General features: G+C 67.7%; 15 protein-coding genes. 10 read left to right on the top strand and 5 right to left on the bottom strand.

Features of this window, described 5'->3' with window-relative positions:
* Position 1: 1 nt before the first annotated feature.
* From O3X23_RS12550 to O3X23_RS12540, 3 genes are read left to right on the top strand one after another with little or no spacing between them, the layout of a single operon-like run.
* Entirely contained in the window at positions 2-670 is a 669-nt protein-coding gene (locus tag O3X23_RS12550) for a class I SAM-dependent methyltransferase (RefSeq protein WP_269271397.1), read from the top strand.
* 19 nt (positions 671-689) lie between these two features.
* Positions 690-1,235: an HAD domain-containing protein gene (locus tag O3X23_RS12545; protein ID WP_269271396.1), complete on the top strand. Its 546-nt coding sequence runs from the start codon at positions 690-692 to the stop codon at positions 1,233-1,235.
* Complete coding sequence (locus O3X23_RS12540; RefSeq protein WP_269271395.1) at positions 1,235-1,420, top strand: hypothetical protein; 186 nt, start codon at positions 1,235-1,237, stop codon at positions 1,418-1,420. Before O3X23_RS12545 ends, O3X23_RS12540 begins: the two co-directional genes overlap by 1 nt.
* Positions 1,421-1,665: 245 nt before the next feature.
* On the opposite strand, the gene O3X23_RS12535 is transcribed toward O3X23_RS12540, so the two are convergent.
* Genes O3X23_RS12535 through O3X23_RS12525 form a run of 3 tightly spaced genes read right to left on the bottom strand, consistent with a single transcriptional unit; the run spans position 1,666 to position 8,719 of the window.
* Positions 1,666-4,296 (bottom strand): RNaseH domain-containing protein, encoded by a 2,631-nt coding sequence (locus O3X23_RS12535; RefSeq protein WP_269271394.1) that lies wholly within the window; start codon positions 4,294-4,296, stop codon positions 1,666-1,668.
* A complete protein-coding gene (locus tag O3X23_RS12530; RefSeq protein ID WP_269271393.1) occupies positions 4,293-7,550 on the bottom strand; it encodes a hypothetical protein in 3,258 nt (1,085 codons plus the stop codon). Before O3X23_RS12530 ends, O3X23_RS12535 begins: the two co-directional genes overlap by 4 nt.
* The gene (locus tag O3X23_RS12525; protein WP_269271392.1) at positions 7,547-8,719 is read right to left on the bottom strand and encodes a restriction endonuclease-related protein; all 1,173 of its coding nucleotides are present in this window, start codon (positions 8,717-8,719) and stop codon (positions 7,547-7,549) included. Before O3X23_RS12525 ends, O3X23_RS12530 begins: the two co-directional genes overlap by 4 nt.
* A gap of 582 nt (positions 8,720-9,301) precedes the next feature.
* On the opposite strand from O3X23_RS12525, the gene O3X23_RS12520 reads away from it, so the two are divergent.
* From O3X23_RS12520 to O3X23_RS12490, 7 genes are all read left to right on the top strand, one after another.
* Positions 9,302-9,697 (top strand): tyrosine-type recombinase/integrase, encoded by a 396-nt coding sequence (locus tag O3X23_RS12520; protein WP_269271391.1) that lies wholly within the window; start codon positions 9,302-9,304, stop codon positions 9,695-9,697.
* Entirely contained in the window at positions 9,694-10,089 is a 396-nt protein-coding gene (locus O3X23_RS12515) for a hypothetical protein (protein ID WP_269271390.1), read from the top strand. Before O3X23_RS12520 ends, O3X23_RS12515 begins: the two co-directional genes overlap by 4 nt.
* 192 nt (positions 10,090-10,281) lie before the next feature.
* Positions 10,282-11,436, top strand: a complete 1,155-nt coding sequence (locus O3X23_RS12510) for an exonuclease SbcCD subunit D (RefSeq protein WP_269271389.1) — start codon at positions 10,282-10,284, stop codon at positions 11,434-11,436.
* Complete coding sequence (locus O3X23_RS12505; protein ID WP_269271388.1) at positions 11,436-14,462, top strand: AAA family ATPase; 3,027 nt, start codon at positions 11,436-11,438, stop codon at positions 14,460-14,462. Before O3X23_RS12510 ends, O3X23_RS12505 begins: the two co-directional genes overlap by 1 nt.
* Before the next feature lie 99 nt (positions 14,463-14,561).
* Positions 14,562-16,853 (top strand): DEAD/DEAH box helicase, encoded by a 2,292-nt coding sequence (locus tag O3X23_RS12500; RefSeq protein WP_269271387.1) that lies wholly within the window; start codon positions 14,562-14,564, stop codon positions 16,851-16,853.
* Between the two features lie 815 nt (positions 16,854-17,668).
* Positions 17,669-18,205 (top strand): RNA polymerase sigma factor, encoded by a 537-nt coding sequence (locus O3X23_RS12495; protein ID WP_269271386.1) that lies wholly within the window; start codon positions 17,669-17,671, stop codon positions 18,203-18,205.
* 428 nt (positions 18,206-18,633) lie between these two features.
* Positions 18,634-20,271, top strand: coding sequence for a diguanylate cyclase domain-containing protein (locus O3X23_RS12490; protein WP_443047839.1), 1,638 nt, complete (start codon positions 18,634-18,636; stop codon positions 20,269-20,271).
* Here the strand turns inward: O3X23_RS12490 and O3X23_RS12485 are convergent.
* The gene (locus tag O3X23_RS12485) at positions 20,268-20,948 is read right to left on the bottom strand and encodes a WD40 repeat domain-containing protein (RefSeq protein ID WP_269271385.1); all 681 of its coding nucleotides are present in this window, start codon (positions 20,946-20,948) and stop codon (positions 20,268-20,270) included. The two genes, O3X23_RS12490 and O3X23_RS12485, sit on opposite strands and share 4 nt — an antisense overlap.
* A 373-nt stretch (positions 20,949-21,321) precedes the next feature.
* The gene (locus O3X23_RS12480; RefSeq protein ID WP_269271384.1) at positions 21,322-21,609 is read right to left on the bottom strand and encodes a hypothetical protein; all 288 of its coding nucleotides are present in this window, start codon (positions 21,607-21,609) and stop codon (positions 21,322-21,324) included.
* Between the last annotated feature and the right edge of the window lie 858 nt (positions 21,610-22,467).

Raw genomic sequence — 22,467 nt, 5'->3', positions numbered from 1 at the left:
GGTGGACCTCTGGGACGCCCACGCCGCCGCCCGGCTCGACCAGCGGCCTGCGGGCCGCCTGGAGCCGCCACCGAGGATGGAGTGGACCCAGCGGCCGGGCATCGGCCCCGGGGCGGAGATCCTGGGCGAGGACCTGACCGGCCGCTGGATCGTGGAGCTCGGCTGCGGAGCCGGCCACAACACCGCCCACCTCGCCGCCGCAGGGGCCACGGTCGTCGGTGTAGACCGCTCGGCCGGCCAGATCCGCCGTGCTGCCGCCCACTACGGGCACACCGGGGCCCAGTTCCTGAACGCCAGCGCGACCGTCCACCTCGGCCGGAGCACCGAGCGCCTGGACGCGGTCGTCTCCGTGTTCGGTGCGGTCGGCATGACCGAGCCGTCCCGGGTCCTGGGCGCGTGCTCCCGCAGGCTCGCCCGACGCGGCGTCCTGGCCTTCTCCCTCCCGCACCCGCAGCGGACCGGCGGTTTCCCCATCAGCCCCCGCACCCGAGAGACCGTAACCCTGCCCGACGGCGCCATCCACAGCGTCGAGCGCTGGGACATGGACCCCGCCGCCTGGTCCCGCGCGCTGAACCGGGCCGGGCTGCTGGTCACCGGTGTCCACCACCTCTACGCGCCGACCGGCACCCGCTGGCCCACCGCCCTCCTGATCACCGCACGGAAGCCCTGACCAACCCCTGGAGGCACCGATGCACCAGATCCCGTTCCTCCTGCTGGACGTAGACGGGGTGCTGATCCCGTTCCCGGCCGAGGACAAGTCCACCCCGGCGACCCACAGCCGCCACCAGGTCCAGGTGACCGGCTACTCCGACCCGGTCTGGGTCTGGCTCAACCCGGAGCACGGCCCGCTGATCGCTGCCGCCATCAACACCGGGCTCGTGCGGCCGGTGTGGTGCACCAGTTGGCGCGTCGACGCTCCGCGCCTGATCGGTCCCCTGCTCGGCCTGCCCGCCTTCGAGCACATCGAGTTGCCCCGCCCCTCGACCACCACCAGCCACCCCGACGGCTATCTGTGGAAGCGCGACCACGTCGAGCGGTGGCTCGCAGATGCCCCGGTCGTGTGGATCGACGACGACTTCACCCCGCTCGACCACCAGTGGGCCGCCGACCGCACCGCCGCCGGACGCGCGACCCTGCTGGTCGAGCCCGACCCGCACGCCGGCCTGCAGCCCGAGCACGTCATGACCGCCCTGGAGTGGGCCATCGCCTCTGTCAGCAGCCCGGAAGCGGCCTGATGAGCGCCCGCCATACGGCACCGGACCGCGACCGGCTCGGCGCCGTCCTGACCGCCAGCTGGGCCGCCCTCCACCTCGCCCGTATCGCCGCCCTCGGCCTAGCGGTCCACCAGCAGCAGATCATCAACGACACCCGAACAGGCCACACCGCCTCCGCCCCGGACACCGAGCCGCCGACCGTGTGACCCAGACAGGCCACCTACCGGCGGGACCGCTTCGGGTCCACCGCGCCCTGACAGGCCAGGTCGTGATGCTCTTCGGATGGGCGAGCGCCTTGCACTGGGATTCGATCCCCCGTGCTGGGCGGCCAGTACCTGGGGCATCGCCCGCGTCACCTGACACCTTTGGGGCGCAGGTCGGGCAGCAGACGGTGTAGTTGGGCTTCTTCGAGCACGGCCAGACGGTGCTGGGCATGACCCCGTGGACACGACTAGTCCGTCAGGCCTTCCTGGTCCATGAACGCGGGGTGCTTTTCGTCCGCGCTCTTGGCTAGGTGGAGCGGAGCGGGGAGGTTGGTACGTCCGTCCCACATGGCTGCTTGTTCGGAGATGCGCGCGGCGAGGCCGACGAGCTGTTCTTCACGCCACCCGCCGGGATGGGCCACGACGTACTCGGTGCGTGTCATCGCGTGGAAGGGTGCGCTCATCTGGGCGATCTGGCCGCTGGGGAGGGTGCGGCGGGTGTGTTGTGTTCCGGTGCGTTGGCCTCCTGCGTGTTGGCGGGATTGGCCGGAGAACAGCCAAGAAGGGGCGCCACCGTGGGGGGAGCGGTAGAGGATCTTCTCCGGCATGGCGGGCTGCTGGGGATTGGTTGGAGCCTTACCTCCTCCACCGGTGCGCCGAGACGGCTGCGGAACTCCCTGACCGTTGCCTACGCGGACGACGGCCAGGTCCAAGCCTTGGTCAATGAGGCTTTGGCCGGGGATCCGTGGGTCACCGAGTCTCTCGTTGGACAGGCCCGGCCAGATCCCCTTGCGTTGCTCGGTGAACACGATGATCGGATAGTGCCTGCCGAGGGTGGCGAGAGCGCGGTCCACATAGTCGCGGACGTTGTCGGGGCCCCCGTGGGCGTCGCGCAGGTGATGACCCTTCTTGCCGATCGGGCCGGCATGGTGCATGGCGCGTGCTGTGGCCAGGCGCCGCCAGCCCTGGTCGCTGTACATCAAGGTGGGCCAGTACTCGTCTGCTCCGGGAGTGATGCGCATGGCGACGAGGGTGATGGCCAGGACGGCAGGGCGCTTGGGTCGCCCGGTGATGGTCTCGAAGCGGTGGTAGCGCGTCCAGAGTCCGACGGCGACTGCGGGGCGGTCGAGGGCGGTGTCTTTGGCGTTGCGGTGGAATGCGGTGGCTGCGAGGCGGTTGTCGATGATGCCCGAGTCGGATTGAAGACTCCCCAGCGCGATCTGTACGGCGTTGTCGTCCTTGTAGGCGACCACGGGTTCAGGCAGTTCTGCTTCGCGGGCCTTGGCGCGTTCGATCCGGTCGCGCATGTTCAACCGGTAGGGGTCCCCTGGATCGGAGTCCATGGTGATGAACTGCGATGGGATACCGCGCTCGGCGAAGAGGGATTTGAGGGCGTGTTTGGCATCGGTGACGTTGTCCTCCTTTTCCTGTCCGGTGAGGTAGCGGGTCTCGCACAGGGCGGTCACCAGACCCTTTTCAGTCGCGGGTTTGAACCAGGGCAGGCTGTTGAGGACCAAGGCCCGGTCGTGGGCTCCGTGGCGGACGAGTTCTGGCAGGCGCAGGGCAATGAGCTCGAATCCGGGCGCAAGCTGAACAAGTTCTTCGTTGGCGACCTCTGCCAGGGCCGGCAGGGCGTAGTCCCGGGCGAGTTGCCCCAGCACTCGCCGTTTCCACTCCGGTGACTCGTACAGCACCACAACGCGCACTGCTTCCAGATCAGCGTTACGAAGGGCGGGGACCATCTTGCCAGCCGGCACGTAGGGAAGGGAGCCCGTTCCGGGTTTGCTGATCTTGATGCCGGTCGCTTCGTACGTGACGGGGTCCTGCTGGAAGACGCTGGCGGCGTGTTCTTCGAGCCTGGCCAGGAACATCGCGCCGACACCTTTGTCGATGGGATGCCGGTCGGTGCGGTGCACGCCTCGCACGTCGGTGAGCTCATCGAGATCGGTCAGGGGCGGCTGCGGCAGACAGCCGACACCGCAGGCCTCGACGATCTGAGCTGTCGCACCGCGGTACTCGACCGCGCGGGGCTGCATGGCACCGTCCGGACCCTTCTCCCACCGCGTCCTGATGGGAGCCCTGAGGATCACACCGGAGTTGACGGGATGCCGTAGGAGGACGTTGCGGACCCCTTTCCAGTGATTGGCGACACGGGAGACACGTGCCGACAGGTGAGCGACAAGGCTCTTTCCGCCGGGGGCCGGCTCCACCTCGATGTGGATACGTTCCATCGCGTAGCCCACGATGCGCCGTCGTCGCCCGGTCTCCTCGTCCGTCCACGTTCTCTCGTGCGTCAGCGGCCAGTCCCAGGCGAGAAGGTCACCTTCGCTATCGAGAACGAAGGGCAGCGGTCCAGGCAGATTCTTGTCGACGGGCATGGGTTGGCCGGCGAGCATGTTCGCCAGTTTCCATCCCGCCACGCGGAACGCCCAGTGCGGTCCCACGATGCGTCCCTGCTCGTCATGGTGCAGCAGCTCCCCGAGCTGGTACGGGCCTGCCGCCTCGTCCAGCTCCAGTGCGGGGGCCAGCGTGCTGCGCCCTTCGTGCTCGGGAATGCGGGTCTCCCACTCCCGAAGCACATTACGGACGACCCTGCCCTCGAGCGGCCCGGGGGTGATGAGCAGAGACCGCTTGGCCCAGGAGCCTTCCAAGGAAGGCCAGTTGGGGTCGGTGAACACCAGACGCTCCCCGGTGACGGCGCGGGCAGCGGTCTGCAGAGAAGCGATCGGCTGAACCGCGTCCTTGCCGCGGGGCTTGGGAAGGCGGCTCCACAGGGACCGGAACTGATCCGACTGCGGATAGATGTACACCTCGCCCAGCAGCCGCTGGTCCATGGGAAAGGACAGCGTGAACAGGCCCTGGTCGTTGTCGTCACTCACCACTGGGGGAACTCCTGTTCGTCGGGGCGGGAAGCACCACGGTCGGCCAGCCCCAGCAGGGCCCCGGTCATGGTGGTGCGGTAAATCTCCTCGATCAGCGGCATCTCACCCCGTTCGCGCCAGTTCGTCCGCAACTGATCCAGGAGCGCGGGCAAAGTGGAATGGGAGGCGGTGTCGGTGAACGCGGCGTCCAGCAGACGCAGCAGGCCAGAGTCTCCGCCTCGGCGGGTGCGGCCCCCGAGCTGGATCAGACGCGTCAGGATCTCGGCGACGACAGCAAGCTTGACGTCCGTGCCCAGCGTCTTGAAGTACCCCTGACCGCTGCGGATGTCATCGAACGTCTGCCCTGCCACGATGCGCAGACGTTCAAGCTCGACGGCTGGTCTAGGTCCTGGCTGAGCGTGGCGGTAGGCGATGGAGTTCACGATGGACAGCAGGACCGGTGGATCCTCCATCATCGGCAGAGGCCGGTTCACCAAACACGCCACGTGCAGCAAAGAACGCCCGGCGCTGTCCACGATGTTCAGACCGCGCTCCACACGGGCCATGGGCGCGATGAGGTAGCGGCACCGGCCGTGACCCACGGCGTAGGGGAACTGCTCCAGCCGGTTGCTGGGGATCGGCACCCAACCAGGAGGGTTGCGCTCATAGGACAGCATGTCTGTCGGCCGCACGGCCACGCAGATCTCAAAGGCGGCGACGCCGGCAGCGATCATTCCCCGGGCGAGCGCCGGACCGGCATCGTACGAGGTCGGGGCCAGCAGCGAGAACGCCCGGTGAGCGGTGGCCGCATCAGCGGCAACGGCAGCGAGCTGCGCGGGAAGATCCCGCCCAAGACTGCGCCCCATGGCCTCGTAAGCGCGCTCACGGCTCTCCCCGTCGGTCCCCGACACCACGACGTTCGCCCCGTTGTCCTGACCTGGTTGCAGCTCCACGGTCAGGCTTCCGTTGACGTCGTCCGGCACGTACCAGGTGGGAGTTTGCAGGATGTGGTGGCGCGGGGCATAGGGCATATAGGCGGTGGCCGACATGCCGATGACGGCGCGCCGGGTCCCGGTTTGGGCCAGTGCGGTCACTTCCCCCAGGTAAGCGATGTGGGTGTGGGGGTCGCCGACGTAGGACTTGAGGTGGAGCGCGGTCTGGTGGCGGTCCGCGGGATCAAAAGTCTCGGAGAACGCGAACAACGGCCGCCCCAGCGGCCCGTAGGGCGCGGCACGCCAGGGAACGTGCGAGGACAAGGCGTCAGCCAAGGCGTTGGTGGCAGAGATCCCGGCTCCCTGCAGCGGGGCGGCGACGCTCACGATGCGGTGGAGGATGCTGCGCATCTCCTCCAGATAGGCGCGGCGCGCCGAGAACAGCGCCAAAGGATGCAGACGCTTCTCGTCCGTCTCGCCGATGATCTTGGAGTACGCGTCCTCGATGAGTTTCAACGTGGCGTGGTTCAGTCTGTCCAACCCACCCGACAGGTCGGTAATGGAGGACAGCAGCGCACGTAGTTCCGTCAGCCCCGAGACAGTATCCGCGAACTCCAGTTTCCCTTCCCGCTGGTAGAGCTGGCTGACCGCATCCATTTGCTGCGCACTGGGGCGTTCACCCGGTGCGAGGCCGAAGATCCGGGAGGCGATCATGGCATCCCAGCGGCGCGGCACGACCATGCTGCGCCGTTCGCGGCCGGGGTGAATGACCCCTCCCACGAGATGGGAGACGTACGACTCCGACAGCCACATCAGATGGGTGATGAGGGGGCGCAGGTGCTGCTCGACGCCCATGTCCAGCCGGTGACCGTGCTGCCGGAACTGGGCATCCAGGTCGCGGACCGGCGTGTGAGACGCACCGTCCCGGGCGAGGAGCACCTGCCGGGCGGCCTGGTCGAAGGCCTGGGACTGCACCGCGTCTACCTCGTCGATGATCACCAAATGGCTGCGGTGGAGCATCAGCTGCTCGGTGGTCATGGTGCGACCGGGGGAGGGGCGCCCGGTCAGTGGGGTGTGGATGTGCCCGGTCAGGAAGTTCGCATGGTTGGTCACCAGGATGTTCGCCTGGGCGGCGGCGCGGTGGTGCCGGAACTTTCCGCAGGATCCGCGCCACGGGCAGGAGTAGGCCTTGCTGCCGGCTCGGCCATTTGCTTTGAGCTGGTCGCACGGCTCGCGGCCAGGAGACCATGAGTCCACAGCCGCCGCGGACACGGTGGCGTGGGCGGTGAGGGGACAGCTGTAGGACATCTCCTGGTACACCCAGGAGCGGAAGGCCAGGTCGTCCTGCGGATTACTCGCCGCCTGTTCGGCCAGATCCTGCATCGAATTCGGGGAGATGATCGGGGTGACCTGCGCGGTGATCTTCAGATCGTCGAGGTCCTGCCGCAGGCGGTGCACGGCATCGAGGACTTGCGCGTTCTGCGGGACGACCAGCGAAATCACCCGATCGTTGTCCGCACACCACAGGGCGATGAGTTCGCTGAGGACGTTCTTGCCCATGCCGGTAGGGGCATGGAAGACCCGCAAGGGGCCGGCCGTTATGTGCAGGGCATCACCCACGCCTGCCGCGTCCCGCCCGCGGGCATGCTGCCTGATATCCGCGACTGCCTTGCTCCGGTAGCTCTGGCCACGCAAGGTGTCCAAGGTATGGGCAATGTGCTCGAGGGCGGCGAACGGGATCACCACCTCGTTCATCACCGGCGGGGCGGCCAGAGCCTGCACCGTGTTCGCTGCGGGGGCGCCCCGATAATCCAGGTCGTAAAACACATCGACGACCCGGCCCGAGGCGCTGAGCGGGTCGTCGATGCGGAGGTCGGAAATGTAGGAGCCCGGCTTAGCCGGCCCGGGGGAGGGGGACCCTTGCGCCGCGTTGTCCTCCAGAGCATCGAGAACCTCCTCGATCCGCGCTTGGGGGTCAGCGCTGGGTAGGACAAGGACGTGGTGCTCCGTGTCGGCCAGGGCGAACTCGGCTGCCCCGCCGTTCTTGAGGAGCGTCGCGGCTTCGTCGAGGAACACCAGACGCGACGCGAGGAACGCCGGGCGCTGGCGGAGCAGGCGGGTGATCCGCACCTGGTCCGCTTCCTGCAAGTCGGGCCACGCATCCCACAGGTGCAATTGCCCTGAGACGAGGAAGTGCGCGTCGCCGAGGTCGACCATGTGCCGCCAGGAAGCCTGTTCCTGCGGAGCTCGGTTGGGAAATGTATGGGCGGCCAGCAACACCGCCGCCCGAATGACGAGCGGCGCGCTCACCGAGTATTTGCGACGCGTTGCGGGCGTCATGCGGCTTCCCCCTTCAGGCGCTTGGACACCGAGGCCTTGAAACGGCTGACGGTGAACACCGTGTACGGCCGGCCATCAGGTGTGCGCACAGCATCAAGCCCGGCTTGGAGCGCGTTGACCTGTGAACGACGGTAGTTGGGGACAACGATGGTCTCACCCGTCGGCGGCCGGTCGATGATGCTCTGAGGATCCTTGTGGTCCTTGACATCGACCCGGCAGATCCACCCGTCCGGCAGGTAGACACCGATATCCCATTCATCCATGTTCTCCCAGCGTGCGACCCGGACGCCCGGCTGCCGCTCGAGCCACTGCATCAGACCCACCTCGATCAGACCCGGGCACGTGATGTAGCGCCAGACCGCCCAGTTCACGCACAGCACACCCTCTGCCGGTACGGCGGTCGTCTTCAGGCGCGGGCTGAGACCAGTGATACGCGGCGGCCTGTCATCGCGCGCGCTGTCGAGCAAGGCACCGAAACGTCCCTGATGCGGCGGGTACTGGCACCTGAGCTGACCGCCACGCAGCACCATGGGATAGCGGCACTCTGGACACGGCCACCACCAGGAAGCATTCCTCCCCTCATGGACGCGATCTCGCGAAAGGGGCTCATACACGTCCATGCGTGGCGCACCACGCCGGGAGTACTCATCGATCAGAGTCTGCTTGGTGCCGCACGGCACCTCGCTGAGCATGGCCCGTGCCGCCTCGTATTCGGCCTGGTTTCCCGAGCGGATCTGCCGGAACGTCGACCGCTCGGTCTGCTCGGCAGTCTGCCGGACCCACGCTGGAAGCCATGCTCCGCCGAGATCGAATTGCCCGTCGTCCCCGTACAAGGCCTCGAGGTAACTCAGCCCCGCCTCAAACGCATCTTCGGTCAGCTCTTCGTGGCCGTTGTCGTTCCTGCCGAGAACGGCGAGCTCGCCCATGGCTGTCGGCAACTGGTGCCAGTCGAGCGGCACCCAGTCCCGCAGCCGGGACGACAAATTGTCGATCATGTCGGACGGTGTCGCCGGTCCGGATCCGATCGGCAGAAATGCCAGGACGACACCATGCATGCGAGATATCTCCCGCCATGCGCGCGGCTCCTCATTCCTGTTGAGCCAGGCTGCGCCGGCCCGCAGGACGGCCGTAATGATCTTTCGTGCAGCGGCGTGTTCGCCGGAGGGCATGACAGATTCCCCTTCCATGCCCCACCAAATGGTTTACGGGGCTAATCCAGACGGGCTAGCAATCGGCACCGTACACGCGTGGTCTGACAATCAGCTCCGAGGTCCGGTGAATTCACCCTAAGGGGCCATCGGAGGACCCTGCGGAGAGGAAGCCTGCAGGCAACCGCACGCGGCCCCTCAGTCCACGGGCGGCACTTCCGCACCGCCAGCCACCAGGGCCGGTCGCGACGCTGGCGCGAATTCACCCCTTTCTTCAACGCCTATCGATTCGACGGCAGGCGACCCAGATGATGTGCTGCGTCGAAAATGCCGGATGGCTGGTCCGCGCGGCATGGTCCCGTTGCTGACGTTCCTGCGTGAGGCCGCGGTGGTGCCCGCACCGCAGGTCAATCTGTCGCCAGCGGGGGTCCTACGGGGGCGGTACCGGTGCTGCATGGAGCCTGAGCGTGGCCTGTCGGCGTCGACTGGCGCTTCGGTTCCGTGCCGCCGGCGATGGCGACTGGCGACATCCAGCGGCTGTTGGAGCAATTGCCCGCAAGGGATCGTCGTCCGCGGCAAGGGACGCCGTGAGGGCCGGCTCCCTTGCCGGCCGACGTCGGGGAAGCCCTGGTCGCGTACTGTCCGGTCCAAGGCCTCGCCTCGGATGCCCGTCACGTGTTCCTGACCTGCACGGATCCGCATAGTCCGATCCGGGCGGACCTGGTCGGCGACGTGGTGGAACGACCCTGCCGGCGAGCCGGGATGCCCAAGGTCGGGCCGCACCGACTACGCCATGCCCTGGCTGCCGACATGCTGTGCCGCGGCGCTGGACTCACCGCGATTGGGCAGGTGCTCCGGCATCAGGACCTGGCCACGACCGAGCTCTACGCGAAGGTCGACTTCATCGCACTGCGCGCGGTCGCGCAGCTGGCATGGCCGATCTTCGCCAAGCCCTCGATCACTACCTGCGGCTTCGCCGTTCGCTGGGGCACCAGATGACCGAAGCGGCGTACCTGCTGCCGGATTTCGTGACTTTCACGGACAACCGCGGCGAACAGACCGACACCGTCGCTGCCGCGCTGGACTGGATGAAGACCCGCGAGCCCGAGGTGGTCACGACGGTCAGTCCCCGGCGGATCACCGCGGTCCGCGGGTTCGCGGGCTATCTGAGTGGGACCGACTCGGCGACCCAGGTGGCGCCACCGGGACTGGTGCCTTGTAACCGGCGCCTCGGTCAGGTCTTCCGCTACTCCGACGCCGACATCGCAGCGATCATGACCGCGGCCAAAGAGACGATCCCTGTCACAGCAGCCCTCCTTGTAGTGGTCAAGCGCGAGAGCGACCCCTTCATCAGCCCCTTCACGCCCACAGCGACGTTGGCCCTAGCTTGACAGGCCGTCAACAGGGAAGGTGGCTTTCGTCATGAAGCACCCAAGTCCCGAAATCGCTCAGAACACGCCCCGGCTGCCCCCGTGGCGTCAGGAGTGGAATGTTTCTTCGCTTATCTGTTCAGTTTGATAGCTAAGCCCGTTTATCAGGAAAGCCGCCCGCACCACCCTTCCGGGCGGTTACCGTCTGCGTGCATGCGGATCTTGCACACCTCGGACTGGCATCTCGGACGTCAACTGCACCGCGTCCCGCTCCTCGCGGAGCAACGCACATTCCTCGAGCATCTGCTGGACACAGTGCGCCGGGAGCACGTCGAGGCTGTGGTCGTTGCGGGCGATGTGTTCGACCGCGCTATCCCACCGCTGGATGCGATTGACCTGTTCAACTGGGTCCTGGGAGAGCTTGCCGACCTCCGGGTCCCGCTCGTGATGATTAGCGGGAACCATGACTCGCCCCGCCGGCTGGGAGTCAATGCCAGGCTCATCGAGCGCGCGGGAATCCACCTGCGGACCAGTGTGCAGGACTGCGCCCGCCCGGCCGTCCTGCACGACGAGCACGGACCGGTTGCCTTCTACGGTCTGCCTTACCTCGAACCAGGACTGGTCCACAAGCACTTCGGGGTCGAGCAGCCCAGCCATCACGCCGTGCTCAGCGCGGCGATGGACACCATCCGTATCGATCTCGCGGCCCGCCCGGAGAACACGCGCTCCGTCGTCTTGGCCCACGCCTTCGTCACCGGAGCGGACACCAGCGAAAGCGAGCGCGACATCACTGCCGGCGGCGTCCCCTCCGTCGGCGCCTCCGTCTTCACCGGAGTCGACTACGTGGCGCTGGGGCACCTGCACCGCTGCCAGCAGATCAGCGAACGCATCCGCTACAGCGGATCTCCGCTGGCCTACTCCTTCTCCGAGGCCTCCCACCCCAAGGCAACCTGGCTGATCGACCTGGACACCGGCTCCGCCCTCACCGCCCGTACGATCCTGTGCCCTGTACCTCGCCGCCTGCATCAGCTGACCGGCACGCTGAACGACCTGCTCACCCAACCCGAGCACACCGAGTACGAAGACTGCTGGCTGCACATCACGCTCACCGACACCGACCGGCCCCACATGGCCATGGAACGCCTGCAGCGGCGCTTCCCCCACGCCTTGAAGCTGAGCTTCCCCCAGCAGCAGCGCTCCGCAGAAGAGTCCTACCGCTCCCGCGTCAACGGCCGCAGTGACCACGAGATCACCCTTGGCTTCCTCGACCATGTCACCGGCATCCCCGCCACCGCCCCGGAGCAGAGCCTGCTGCAAGAAGGACTCGAAAGCGTCCGTACCGCAGCAGCCGCACGAGAGGCCAGCTGATGTACCTCCACCACCTGACCATCCAGGCATTCGGACCCTTCGCCCGCACCGAAGCCGTCGACTTTGACGACTTGACCAGCAACGGCCTGTTCCTGCTGCGCGGGGACACCGGGGCCGGGAAGACCAGCATCCTGGACGCCGTCTGCTTCGCCCTCTACGGCACCGTGCCCGGCATCCGCCCCACCCACCGCCTGCGCAGCGACCACGCCCCCACCGACACGCGCACCCAGGTCATTTTGGAGTTCAGCGCAGCCGGCCGCCGACTGAAGGTCACGCGAAAGCCCAAGCAGTCTTACCCCAGCAAACGTGCGAAGACCGGCACCGCTACCGCCGAAGCCACCGTCGAGCTGCACCAGTGGACCGACACCGACGGTGTCGCGGGGTGGGAGCCGGTCGCCGCCAACCACCAGGACACCGCCCGGGAGATCGAGGCGGCCCTGGGACTGTCCAAGGAACAGTTCTGCCAGGTCGTCCTCCTGCCGCAAGGCGACTTCGCCACCTTCCTGCAGTCCGACGCCAAAGACCGCGCCGTGCTGCTGCGCCGACTCTTCGACACAGGACGCTTCCAGGAACTGCAGGTATGGCTCACCAACCGAAGCAAAGCCACACGAAAGGACCTCGACGAGGTCACCACGGTCCTGCGGCAGCTCAGCGAACGCATCTACCAGGAAGCGGGCCCGCTCCTTCACCACGAGGACACCACTACCGACGGGCCCGCCCGACCCGACGTCCAGCACCCCGCCGGCGTCCTGGCGTGGGCCCAGCACCTCCACACCCTCGCCGCCCAGGCCCACGCCGCGTCACAGACCGATGAAGAACACAGCGACACAGAACACCAGCACGCCAAGACCGAACACCAGCGCACCATCGAGCTCGCCAACCACCAAACCCAACACGCCCAAGCCCAGGCGCGACGCGCAGCTCTCGATGACAAGGCCGCCGACCACCCACGGCTCCGCTCGCAACTGGACCACGGCCGGCGCGCCGAACAACTGCGCCCCCTCCTTAGCACCGTGAAGCACACCTCACTGGCCCTGGGCATGGCCACAACGGCCGAGGACGAAGCCCGCACCCTGCTGGCCGACGAGCACCGTCACACCGGCATTCCCCAGTTGCGGGTCGTCCTCGAACAGCACCACGCCGACCGGGGCCGCCTCGAAGGGCTGCTGCCCGACGAACAGCACCACACGCAGCTCGGCGCCCAGATCACCGAGCTCGACACCAAGGACGAACAGGCACGAGCCGACCTGGAGGAGGCCGGGCAATGGCTGACCGCATGGCCTGCCCTGAAGGCCGAACACACCAGCCGCCTCGAAGACATGTCCAAGGCTGCCGAGCAGGTACCCCAACGCGAGCGGGACATCCGAACACTCAACACCCATCTCAAGGCCGCACGCCTGCGCGACACCCTCAGCACCCAGCTCGCCTCAGCCGCAGAAACCGAAACAAGCCGCGCTGCTGAAGCCCTCCATACCAAAGAGCAATGGCTGGACCTGCGCGAGCGCCGCCTGGACGGAATGGCTGGTGAGCTCGCCGCCGAACTCACCGACGGGATCGCGTGCTCGGTCTGCGGCTCGCCGACCCACCCGGCCCCCGCACAACGCCAACCCGCGCAGCCCACACGCGAGGACGAAGCCAAAGCCCGCACCCTCCACGAGCAGGCCGACACCCTCCACACCCAGGCCAGCCGTCACCGCAACGACCTCGCCACTCAGCACGCCGAAGCAGCCGGAGCAGCAGGACCCACCCCTTGCGGAGAACTCAAGGCACAGCTCAAAACGGCCCAGGAAGCCCACCGGGCCGCGTGCGACGCAGCCGCCGCTCTGCCCCCCGCCCAGGAAGCACTGACCCGATTGCGCACAGAGCACGACATCCGCACCCAGCAGCGCCAGGAAGCACAAGACCGTGTGACGGAATGCCAGGCCCGCACCAAGGCCCTGGCCCAGCAGCAGAGCACCCTCGCCGACACCCTGGCCGCCGCACGCGGCACTGCCACCACGCTGGGCGAGCGCATCACTGAACTCAGCTGCGCCGCCAAAGGGCTGTCCGACGCCATTGACGCCGCCCAGACGGCAGCCGACGCAGCCGACCGCCACTGTGACGCAACGGCCACCGCCACCGATACCGCGCACGACGTCGGCTTCCCGACCCTCGACGAGGCCACCGCCGCCCTGCAAACCGCAGCGCTCCTCGAGAAGTGGGGCCAGGAACTCGATCAATGGGACAAGGACGACGCCGTCGTCATCGATCTCCTCACAGCACCCAACCTGCTCGAAGCCGGCCTCCAACCCGCTGCCGACCCACAAGCCGCAGCCACAACGCTGCTCCAGGCCGAAGACTGTGTGAAGAAGACCGCCGCTGCCCGTCAACAGGCAGCTGACCGTGTCACCGCCCTGACCGCCCTGATCTCCACCCTCGAGGCCTGCCTCCGCGAACTGGAACCCCTGCAAGCCCGCCACGCCCTGGCCGACCGCCTGGCCAGCATCGCCTCAGCAACCACCACCACCAACACCCTCAGTATGGAGCTCGAGGCCTACGTCCTGGCCGCCCGCCTCGAAGAGATCGCCGACGCAGCCAACATCCGACTGCAGGCCATGACCTCGGAGCGCTACCTCCTCCAGCACACGGCCGACAAGGACGCAGGCCGACGCGGACGTCCCAAGTCCGGCCTAGCACTGAGAATCCTCGACACCTGGACCGGCACCGAACGCGAAACCTCCACCCTCTCCGGCGGCGAGACTTTCACCGCCTCCCTCGCCCTCGCCCTCGGCCTGGCCGACGTCGTCACCCAGGAAGCCAGCGGCCGCCCGCTGGGAACCTTGTTCATCGACGAAGGCTTCGGCACCCTCGACGAACAGAACCTGCAAGAAGTCATGGACGTCCTGGACCAACTACGCTCCGGGAACCGGGCCGTGGGCATCGTCAGTCACGTCGCCGAACTCAGCCGCCGAATCCCCAGCCAGCTCAACGTGATGAAACACCGCAACGGCTCCACACTGCGCCCATTGATCAGCGCCGATCTGTAACGTCAGAGCCACCGGGCAGAGGAACACCCACCGCCCCGCCCGGCACCGCATCCGCGGCGCCTGAAAACATCGTCCCGACCAGGAACCGGCCAGGAGAACATGCCGACCGCCGCGATCGAACTCCGACCCCATCAGAAGGAGGCCGTCACCGCCGCGGTCAAAACCCTGCACACCCATGCGCGGGCGAGCGTGATCGCCGCGTGCGGTACCGGCAAGACGCTGATCGCGGCCCGTACCGCCGCCCGCCTCACCCCCCGCGGCCGGGTCCTGGTCCTTCTCCCCACCTTGGACCTGCTCTCCCAGACCGTGCGAGCCTGGCGCGACGCCGGCCGCAAAGGACCGGCCGTGGCCGCCTGCTCCTCCCGCCAGGCACTGGACCACCACCCGGCCGGCGACACGCCCATGACCACCGCACCCGCCGAACTCACCGCCCTGACCACCACCGACGGGCCGGTCACGGTCTACGCCACCTACGCCAGCCTGCCCACCCTCACCGCCGCCCACCGCGACCACCACCTACCCCCCTGGGACCTGGCGGTCATCGACGAGGCCCACCGCACCGCCGGCCGCCTCGGCAAAGCCTGGGCCGCGATCCACCACGACGACCAGGTCCCCGCCAACCGGCGCCTCTACCTCACCGCGACCCCCCGCATCTGGGACCCCGAGGCCGACCGCAGCGACGAACCCCTCGCCTCCATGGACGACCCCGCCCTGTTCGGGCCTATCGCCTACCGCCTGACCCTGTCCGACGCGATCGACCTGGGCCTGCTCGCCGACTACCAGATCCTCGTCCCCGTCATCGACAACACCCAGCTACGCGACTTCCTCGCCACCGGACCCGGCGCCGGCGTCGACGGCCTGCGCCTGGCCGGCCGCCAGATCGCCGTCCTGCGCGCCATCCACGACCACCAGCTACGCCGCGTGCTGACCTTCCACCACCGCGTCGCCGACGCCCGGGCCTTCGCCACCACCCTGACCGACACCGCCACCACCCTCCCACCCGACCTGCGCCCGCCCCACCTGTGGTCGAACTGGATCAGCGGCTCCCACCCACCCCGGGTACGCCGCCGGATCCTGCTGGAATTCGCCCAGCACACCGACCCCCACACCCCCGCCGTCCTCGCCAACGCCCGCGTCCTGGGCGAAGGCATCGACGTCCCCACCATCGACGCCGTCGTCTTCGCCGACCCCAAGAACAGCCCCGTCGACACCGTCCAAGCCGTCGGCCGCGCCCTGCGCCAAAGCCCCGGCGCCGGCAAGAAAGCCACCCTCATCGTCCCGGTCTACCTCGCCCCCGACGAAGACCCCGACGACCTGCTGGGCGCCGACGCCTACACCCCACTGTGGCGCACCGTCCAAGCCCTACGCGCCCACGACGAACGCCTCACCGCCCGCCTCGCCGACCCCCGCACCCACCGCCCCAGCCACCCCAACCACGACCCCGAAGCCTGGCTGCGCTTCGACCGCCCCACCCAAGGCGAAGAAGTCGCCCTCGCCCTGACCCTGCGCGTCCTGGCCCCCAAAAGCGCCGAATGGCGCCGCGGCCTGACCGCCGCCCGCCGCTACCACCGCACCCACCACCACCTCGACGTCCCCCAAGCCTTCACCGACGACACCGACTACCCCCTGGGCACCTGGCTCACCTGGCAACGCCACCTCCACACCACCGCAGCCCTCGACCCCGCACGAACCAACGCCATGGAACGCCTGGGCATCATCTGGAACCCCCGCCAGCAGGCATGGGACCGCGGCCTGGCCCACGCCCGCGCCTACGCGGACCTCCACGGCCACCTCGCCGCACCCGTCACCACCCGCCACGACGGCTTCGCCCTCGGCCGCTGGCTCGCCACCCAACGCACCCAGGCCGACCACCTCACCCCCGCCCGCACCACCGCCCTGCACGCCCTCGACCCGTGGTGGAACCCACCCTGGCCCCTGACCTGGCAACGCGCCTACCACGCCACCCGCCACCACACCGAAACCACTCCCAGCCCCGACACCTCCCGCCACCGCACCACCGATGACGGGCTGCACCTGGGGGAGTGGCTCCACACCCAGCACGCACATCCTGAACGCCTCCACCCCGAACAACTCCGCCTCCTGACCAGCCTGGAACGCGATCGGTGCGCCCCCACAGCCCGCCCACCCCAGGTGGCATCCCCTGACCGGCTATCGGCGCACGAGCGCGCCTTCCAGCGCGGGCTGGCCGCCGCCCACGCCTTCCACGCCCGCGAAGGACACCTCGACGTCCCCCAGCGCCACATCGAAGACCTGAACGGTGACTCCGTGCGCCTGGGCCAATGGCTCAACAACATCCGCCGCCGCAGGGAACGCCTCACCGCCGAACGCATCGCTGCCCTCGAAGCCGTTGACATGCGGTGGACGCCCTAGCCAGTGCCTCCGGAGCCGGGGCCATTCCACCGGGGACAATCGCACGTCAGTTACCGCCGCTGCCGCAGACCGTTCTGATACACCGAGGCATGGCAATGGAGCGGCTCATCGGCATCGACCTCGCCTGGGGCACAGGTGGAGCAGTACGCGGCCCCGTGAGACCGGCATTGCCGTCATCGAGGCCCAGGGCATGGTCATCGACTGCGGCTGGACCCGAGGACTGCCCGAGACCATCGCCTGGGCCACGTTCGTAGAAGGGGGCGACGCCCTGGACAGCCGCCAGCCCGCAGCCGCATCCGCCGGGCCGGCCCAGTACATCGCCAGAGAGCGCACGGAACGATCAGTTCTGGATTGACAGTTCCCAGACCCGTGGACGGATATTGCCAAGAATCTTGGTCCGGTGGGTACCCGTTCCTACCGCTCGCGACCGATGTAGGTGTTGATGCTGTTCACTGACGGATTGTGAGGCCTCAGGTGCTTGATTCGGTAGGGCTTGGAGGCGTGGCCTCGGCGGTCACCAGCCTGCTTGGGTTGGGCGCGCTGGCGATCCGAATCCGAGGACGAGTGGCGCTGGCCCGTGAGCAACGGCGGGCGATGGCCGAAGTGACTGCAGTTCTGGCCGCCAGCGGCCGCCGTGCACACGTGCGGCAGCGGACCCAGACCGGCCAATGGACGATTGACCTGGGTGCGCACGGCTCCGGCGGTGGCAGTGGCGGACACCGTATGCAGGACCCGGGGGGCGGTGACGGGAATCGGTGAGTTACGGACACGCTGATGACCCGCGCAGATCCGCCGACCGGGCGCGGCAGGAGGACATGCGGCACTTCTATGCGTCACACCACTCCCGGTTGCGGGGGTTCGTCAGCCGCCGAATGGCCAGCCGAAGTGCGGATGCCGAAGACGTATGCCAAGAGATCTGGCTGGTGTTCTTCGTGAAGTACGACACCCATGTCGAAAACTACGATGACCCAGTGAAAGTGCTGTTCCCGATCGCACGGTGCCGGCTCGCGGAATACTGGCAGAAGCACAGCAAATCGCGTGAAGCGCCAGTCGAAGGGGATGACCTGACACTCCTAGCCGACGCGTGGACGGCTGCACAGCGTGATGCAGGTGAAGCCGCCTGCCTGCGCATGGATGTGATGGAAGCGCTGGCTGCGCTGACACCCCGCCAGCGCGAGGCGCTTCACTTGCACTATCTCGACGGACTGAAAGTGGATGAAACGGCACCACTGATGGGCATCAGCGAGAACACGGTGAAGAAGCTCCTCAAGACGGCCCGGAACCGACTCCGAGGGTCGGTTCGGCTCGGCTCCTACCAAACCGTGCCTCGACCTGAGGAGGTGGATGAGTGAGCAACGACGACAGCAGCACAGAGAAAGCCGAAACCAGCGAGGGACAGCTCACAGCCGGCTTCGGCATGGTGATGTCCCGCCTGGCTGCTATGAACCCCGAGGAGACCGCTGCGTTGGCCCTCGCCTCGGACCGAGCCGAGGTGGGCCATGCCGCTTATCAGGTGGGCTTGCACTACCTCTTGGAGCGTGACGGCGATCATGAGACAGAGGCAGTGCGCTGGCTGCAGATCGCTGTTCGGTCCGGAGTGCCCAGTGCCCAGCGGGTACTCGCCGAACTCGCCGCCGCACGCCCGTCGAACTCGCTTGCTGGCCGACAGGAGTACCCGACCTCCCCACCCGCGCGGACCCACACACCGTCGGAGCCTCCAGACCTCGCCACGGCCCATCACCCGGACGACAACACCCCAGCCCCCGGCCAACAGGGCAAGATGTTGGCTGGTCGCAAGAAGCTTTCGGCCGGAGCGCCGCTAGCCCTGGCCGAAGAAGATACCGATACCCGATCGGAGCCGTATGTCCGTCTCGCGACCCTGCGTCAGCTGCACCAGGTTGTAACGGATCTCCATGCGCCGCGGAGTGTCGCTGACACCCTGCAGGCTGTGGCCGACGGAGTAGCCCACAGCCTGGGCTACGCGCTAGTCGCAGTCAACATGGTGAGCCCGAACGGCGACCTGATCCTGGCTGCGTTCGCCGGGCGTGCCCCCGCCAGACCCGGCACAGTGACCCCCCGGGAGACCTGGGAGCAACGCCTGACGCAAGGCGAGCGGTGGGGCACTCTGCGCTTCGTTTCCTGGTCTGACCCCAGGCAACCCGACAGCGATGACGCACCGGAGGACTCGCCTGCCCCCTCCCTCGACGGGTGGCACCCCAACGACCGTCTCTACGCCCCGATGTACGCCTCTCGTCCTATCGGAGGCGAGCTGATCGGCGTGATTTCCGTTGGCAAGCCCACCAACGGCCGGCACCCGGGACCATGGGGCCGTGAGGCGCTCCAGATGTACGCGTTCCAGGCGGCCATCGCGATCAACAACGCCCAACTGCGGGCCAAAACCCAGCCCCCTTCGGTCCAGCTGGACCACGATCAGCGGGCGCTGCGTGCCAGCGAGGAGCGCTTCCGGCAGGCGTTCGAATACGCGCCCAGCGGTATGGGCATCGCCGAGATGGGTGGCGACCAGGACGGCAAGTTGCTGCGCGTCAACGACGCGCTGTGCCGGCTGCTGGGGCGGTCCGCATCCACGATGTGGCGCTACTCCCTCTCCGATCTCGTCCACCCCGAGGACAGTGAGCTGCTGCTCACCTTGGCCGAGGGCGGGCGGGCCGAGTTGCGGCTGGCCCGCGGCGACGGCACCTACGTCTGGGTCTCGCTGCGGAACTCGGTAGTCGCGGACACGGTTGACGGGCCGCATTTTCTGATCGCGCACGTCGCGGAGATCGAGGAGCGCGGGGGGCACGAGTTCCAGCTCGCGCCCCCCGCGGCCAGCCTCGACCCCCTCACCGGCCTGCCCAATAGCGCGGAGTTGCGGGCACGGATCCGGGCGCGCCTGTGCCCCGGGCAGCGCAACACAGGCGACGACGCCGCAACCATCCAGGCAACCGAAGAGATGCAGCATCTGCAGGAAGCACATGTCCACGTCGTCCCACCCGATGAGAACAATGAGTCGGTTGGCAAGGGGCTCGCAGTCCTCTTCTGTGACCTGGACGGCTTCAAGTCGATCAACGACCGGTTTGGACACCCCACGGGTGACGCCGTCCTTATCGAGGTGGGTCGTCGGCTCGCCGACACGGCCCGGCACGGCGACACCGTCGCCCGGCTCGGCGGTGACGAATTCGTCGTCCTCGCGGACGGCCTCGCGCCCGCCGACGCAGCCGACCTCGCGGTCCGGCTGCGCAACGCCATCATTCTGCCCATCCGCGTTGACGGCCACAGCATACGAACCGGGGCCAGCTTCGGAATCGGCTGGGCGCGGTGCGGGATGACTCCGGAGGAGATCCTTCACTCGGCAGACCAACAGATGTACGCCCAAAAGAGAGCCACAACAAGGGCTTCAAGCGACACCAAGGCAGGCTAGCGCCTTCCAATCGATCTCTGCGGGCAAATGCCATCGCCGAGACGGCGCGCATGGGCAAGCTCGCCATCCGATCCACCTGGAGTACAGGAGGCCGCTGGAAGCCTGTACCAGCTCGCGGCGACGCGCATCCTGTTCCGATTCGCACCGCTACCTTGAAGACCGGCAGAGCCCATCTTCGACGGGCATCGTCCGGTATTGCACGGAGGGTTGTAGGGGAGGTCCGGGACGTACTCGCGCCATTCGGCGGGGGACAGGGGGGAACCGGCACTGGTGCACACGGTGGAGGCGAGCCGTTCCGCATCGGTGTTCCACAGGTGGATCATGCCGTCGGTGCCTGCGCCGGCCAGGGTGCGGTTGTCGGGGGCGTAGGCGATGGAGTAAATGTGACCGACGGGGCCGGTCAAGGTGGCCAGTAGTTGTGGTGCGGCGGGACGCTCGATGTCCCACAACCAGATGGTGCTGTCGGTACTGTCGGCGGCCAGGGTTCGCCCGTCGGGGCTGAACGCGACAGAGAAGACGTAGCTCGTCGGCCCCGTGAGGGTTGCCTGGGGGATGGGGTGCGCTCGATTGCGGATGTTCCACAGTCGGACGGTGCCGTCATCGTTGCTACTCGCCAGGGTCTGGCCGTTGGGGCTGAAGACGAGCGATTCGGCGTAGCCGGTGGCCGGCCCGGTCAACGGGGCACCGATCCGGATAGCTGACCCGGGGTGGGAGAGGTCCTATAGCGCGATGACACTGGTGCTGTAAGCGGCGGCCAGGGTGTGCCCGTCGGGCTGACCGCCATGGATTCGATCAGGGGACCAGGATGGGGATGGTCTCCACGAGTGCTCGTGTGGTGGTGCTCCATGCCCGCAGCGTGGCGGCCCCCGCCATCAGGGAACGGCCGTCGGAGGTGAAGGCCACGACGTTGACTGGGCTGGTGCCTGGCAGGACCGGGCTGGGTAGGTGCCACAGGCGTACTGCACTGTCGGCCGCGCCGTCGATGAGGACGGTGGGGCTGTACCAGTGGAGGGAGGTGACGGGGCCGGGATGGGGCAGAACGGTGTCTACCTACCGGGTGGTCAGATTCCACAGGCGCACGGTGTCGTCGCTGCCACCGGCGGCCAGGGTGTGCCCGTGCTGGGGTCTTCGTACCGGCCCGCCGACGGACGCGATGCTGTCGGGCGGCACACAGGCACCGGGTGCCGCTGTCGCGGTGACAGGAGCCGTGGCGTTCATCGCTTCGGGATAGCCGAGCAGTGCTTGCTGCAGCGCCTGGATACGGACCAACCGCTCACGCAATTCCCACGAATCCTTACCGGATCGCACGAGGGCTAGCAACTGCTCCTCTTTCGCCATCCAGCACAGTAACTCCTCAGCTCGTTGCTGCAGTCCGTCAGAGGCCCCGGGAGCCGCAGGGAGTGCGGACGGTGGTCGGGCGAGCTGGCCACGGTTCACCACCTCAGTATTCCTGCCAAGAGCCCAGAGGCTCCATGATGACGCCAGCCCGCCCTGCAGAGCGGCACCGGATCCGAGGACATAGCCGAAGCAGCCCCGTGCCGGCGCATAGACGTGCCCCACTCTCTGCCGTCCTGCGGCTACTGCGGTGGTGAGATAGAGGCGTGGTTCTTCTGCGTCAGCGGCGGCCCCGAACTCTCAACGATGACTGCCGTGATGGCCGACAGGTAGACAACGGCCAAGCCTCTACGTACCGCGCACGACAGCAGCCACCTCATCGTGCGATGCCCAGCCACAACGCCGGTATTGAGTGCGGCCCTTGGCGAGTCATGACAGCACCTGAGCTCGTCAGAGCTCAGGTGCTCCATCCACTCGTCCTGAACACCCTTTCCGATGACGCAGGAGCCAAGCCGAAATATGGCCTCAGGGATCAAGTACCAAGCTGGCGCAGCCGGCGAACCTTCGCTAACGACAACCCACCCCATACCCTCCATGAGAACCAACTCCCTCCCCGCCAGGGGAGGGGCCTACTCAAATAACCATGTAGAAAACCAACTTTGACTTCACGCCGAGTGCCGGCAGGCACCGGCCTCCAGCACAGTTCCCACGATTCCCCCGACAGGGGGAATCGCCTCAGCCCAACGGCCGACATCGTCGGCCGCACCAACCAACAGTCACGCCGTCAGGCGTGACGCTCCGTCATCTTACGGGCCGTCAGGCCCGATTGGCCCGTCAGGGCCAAACCAAGAGCCGCCAGGC

This window comes from Streptomyces sp. H39-S7, assembly GCF_027158205.1.
Classification (GTDB): Bacteria; Actinomycetota; Actinomycetes; order Streptomycetales; family Streptomycetaceae; genus Actinacidiphila.
The sequence above is the reverse complement of the archived record's forward strand: the minus strand, read 5'-3'. Positions and strand labels throughout refer to the sequence as shown.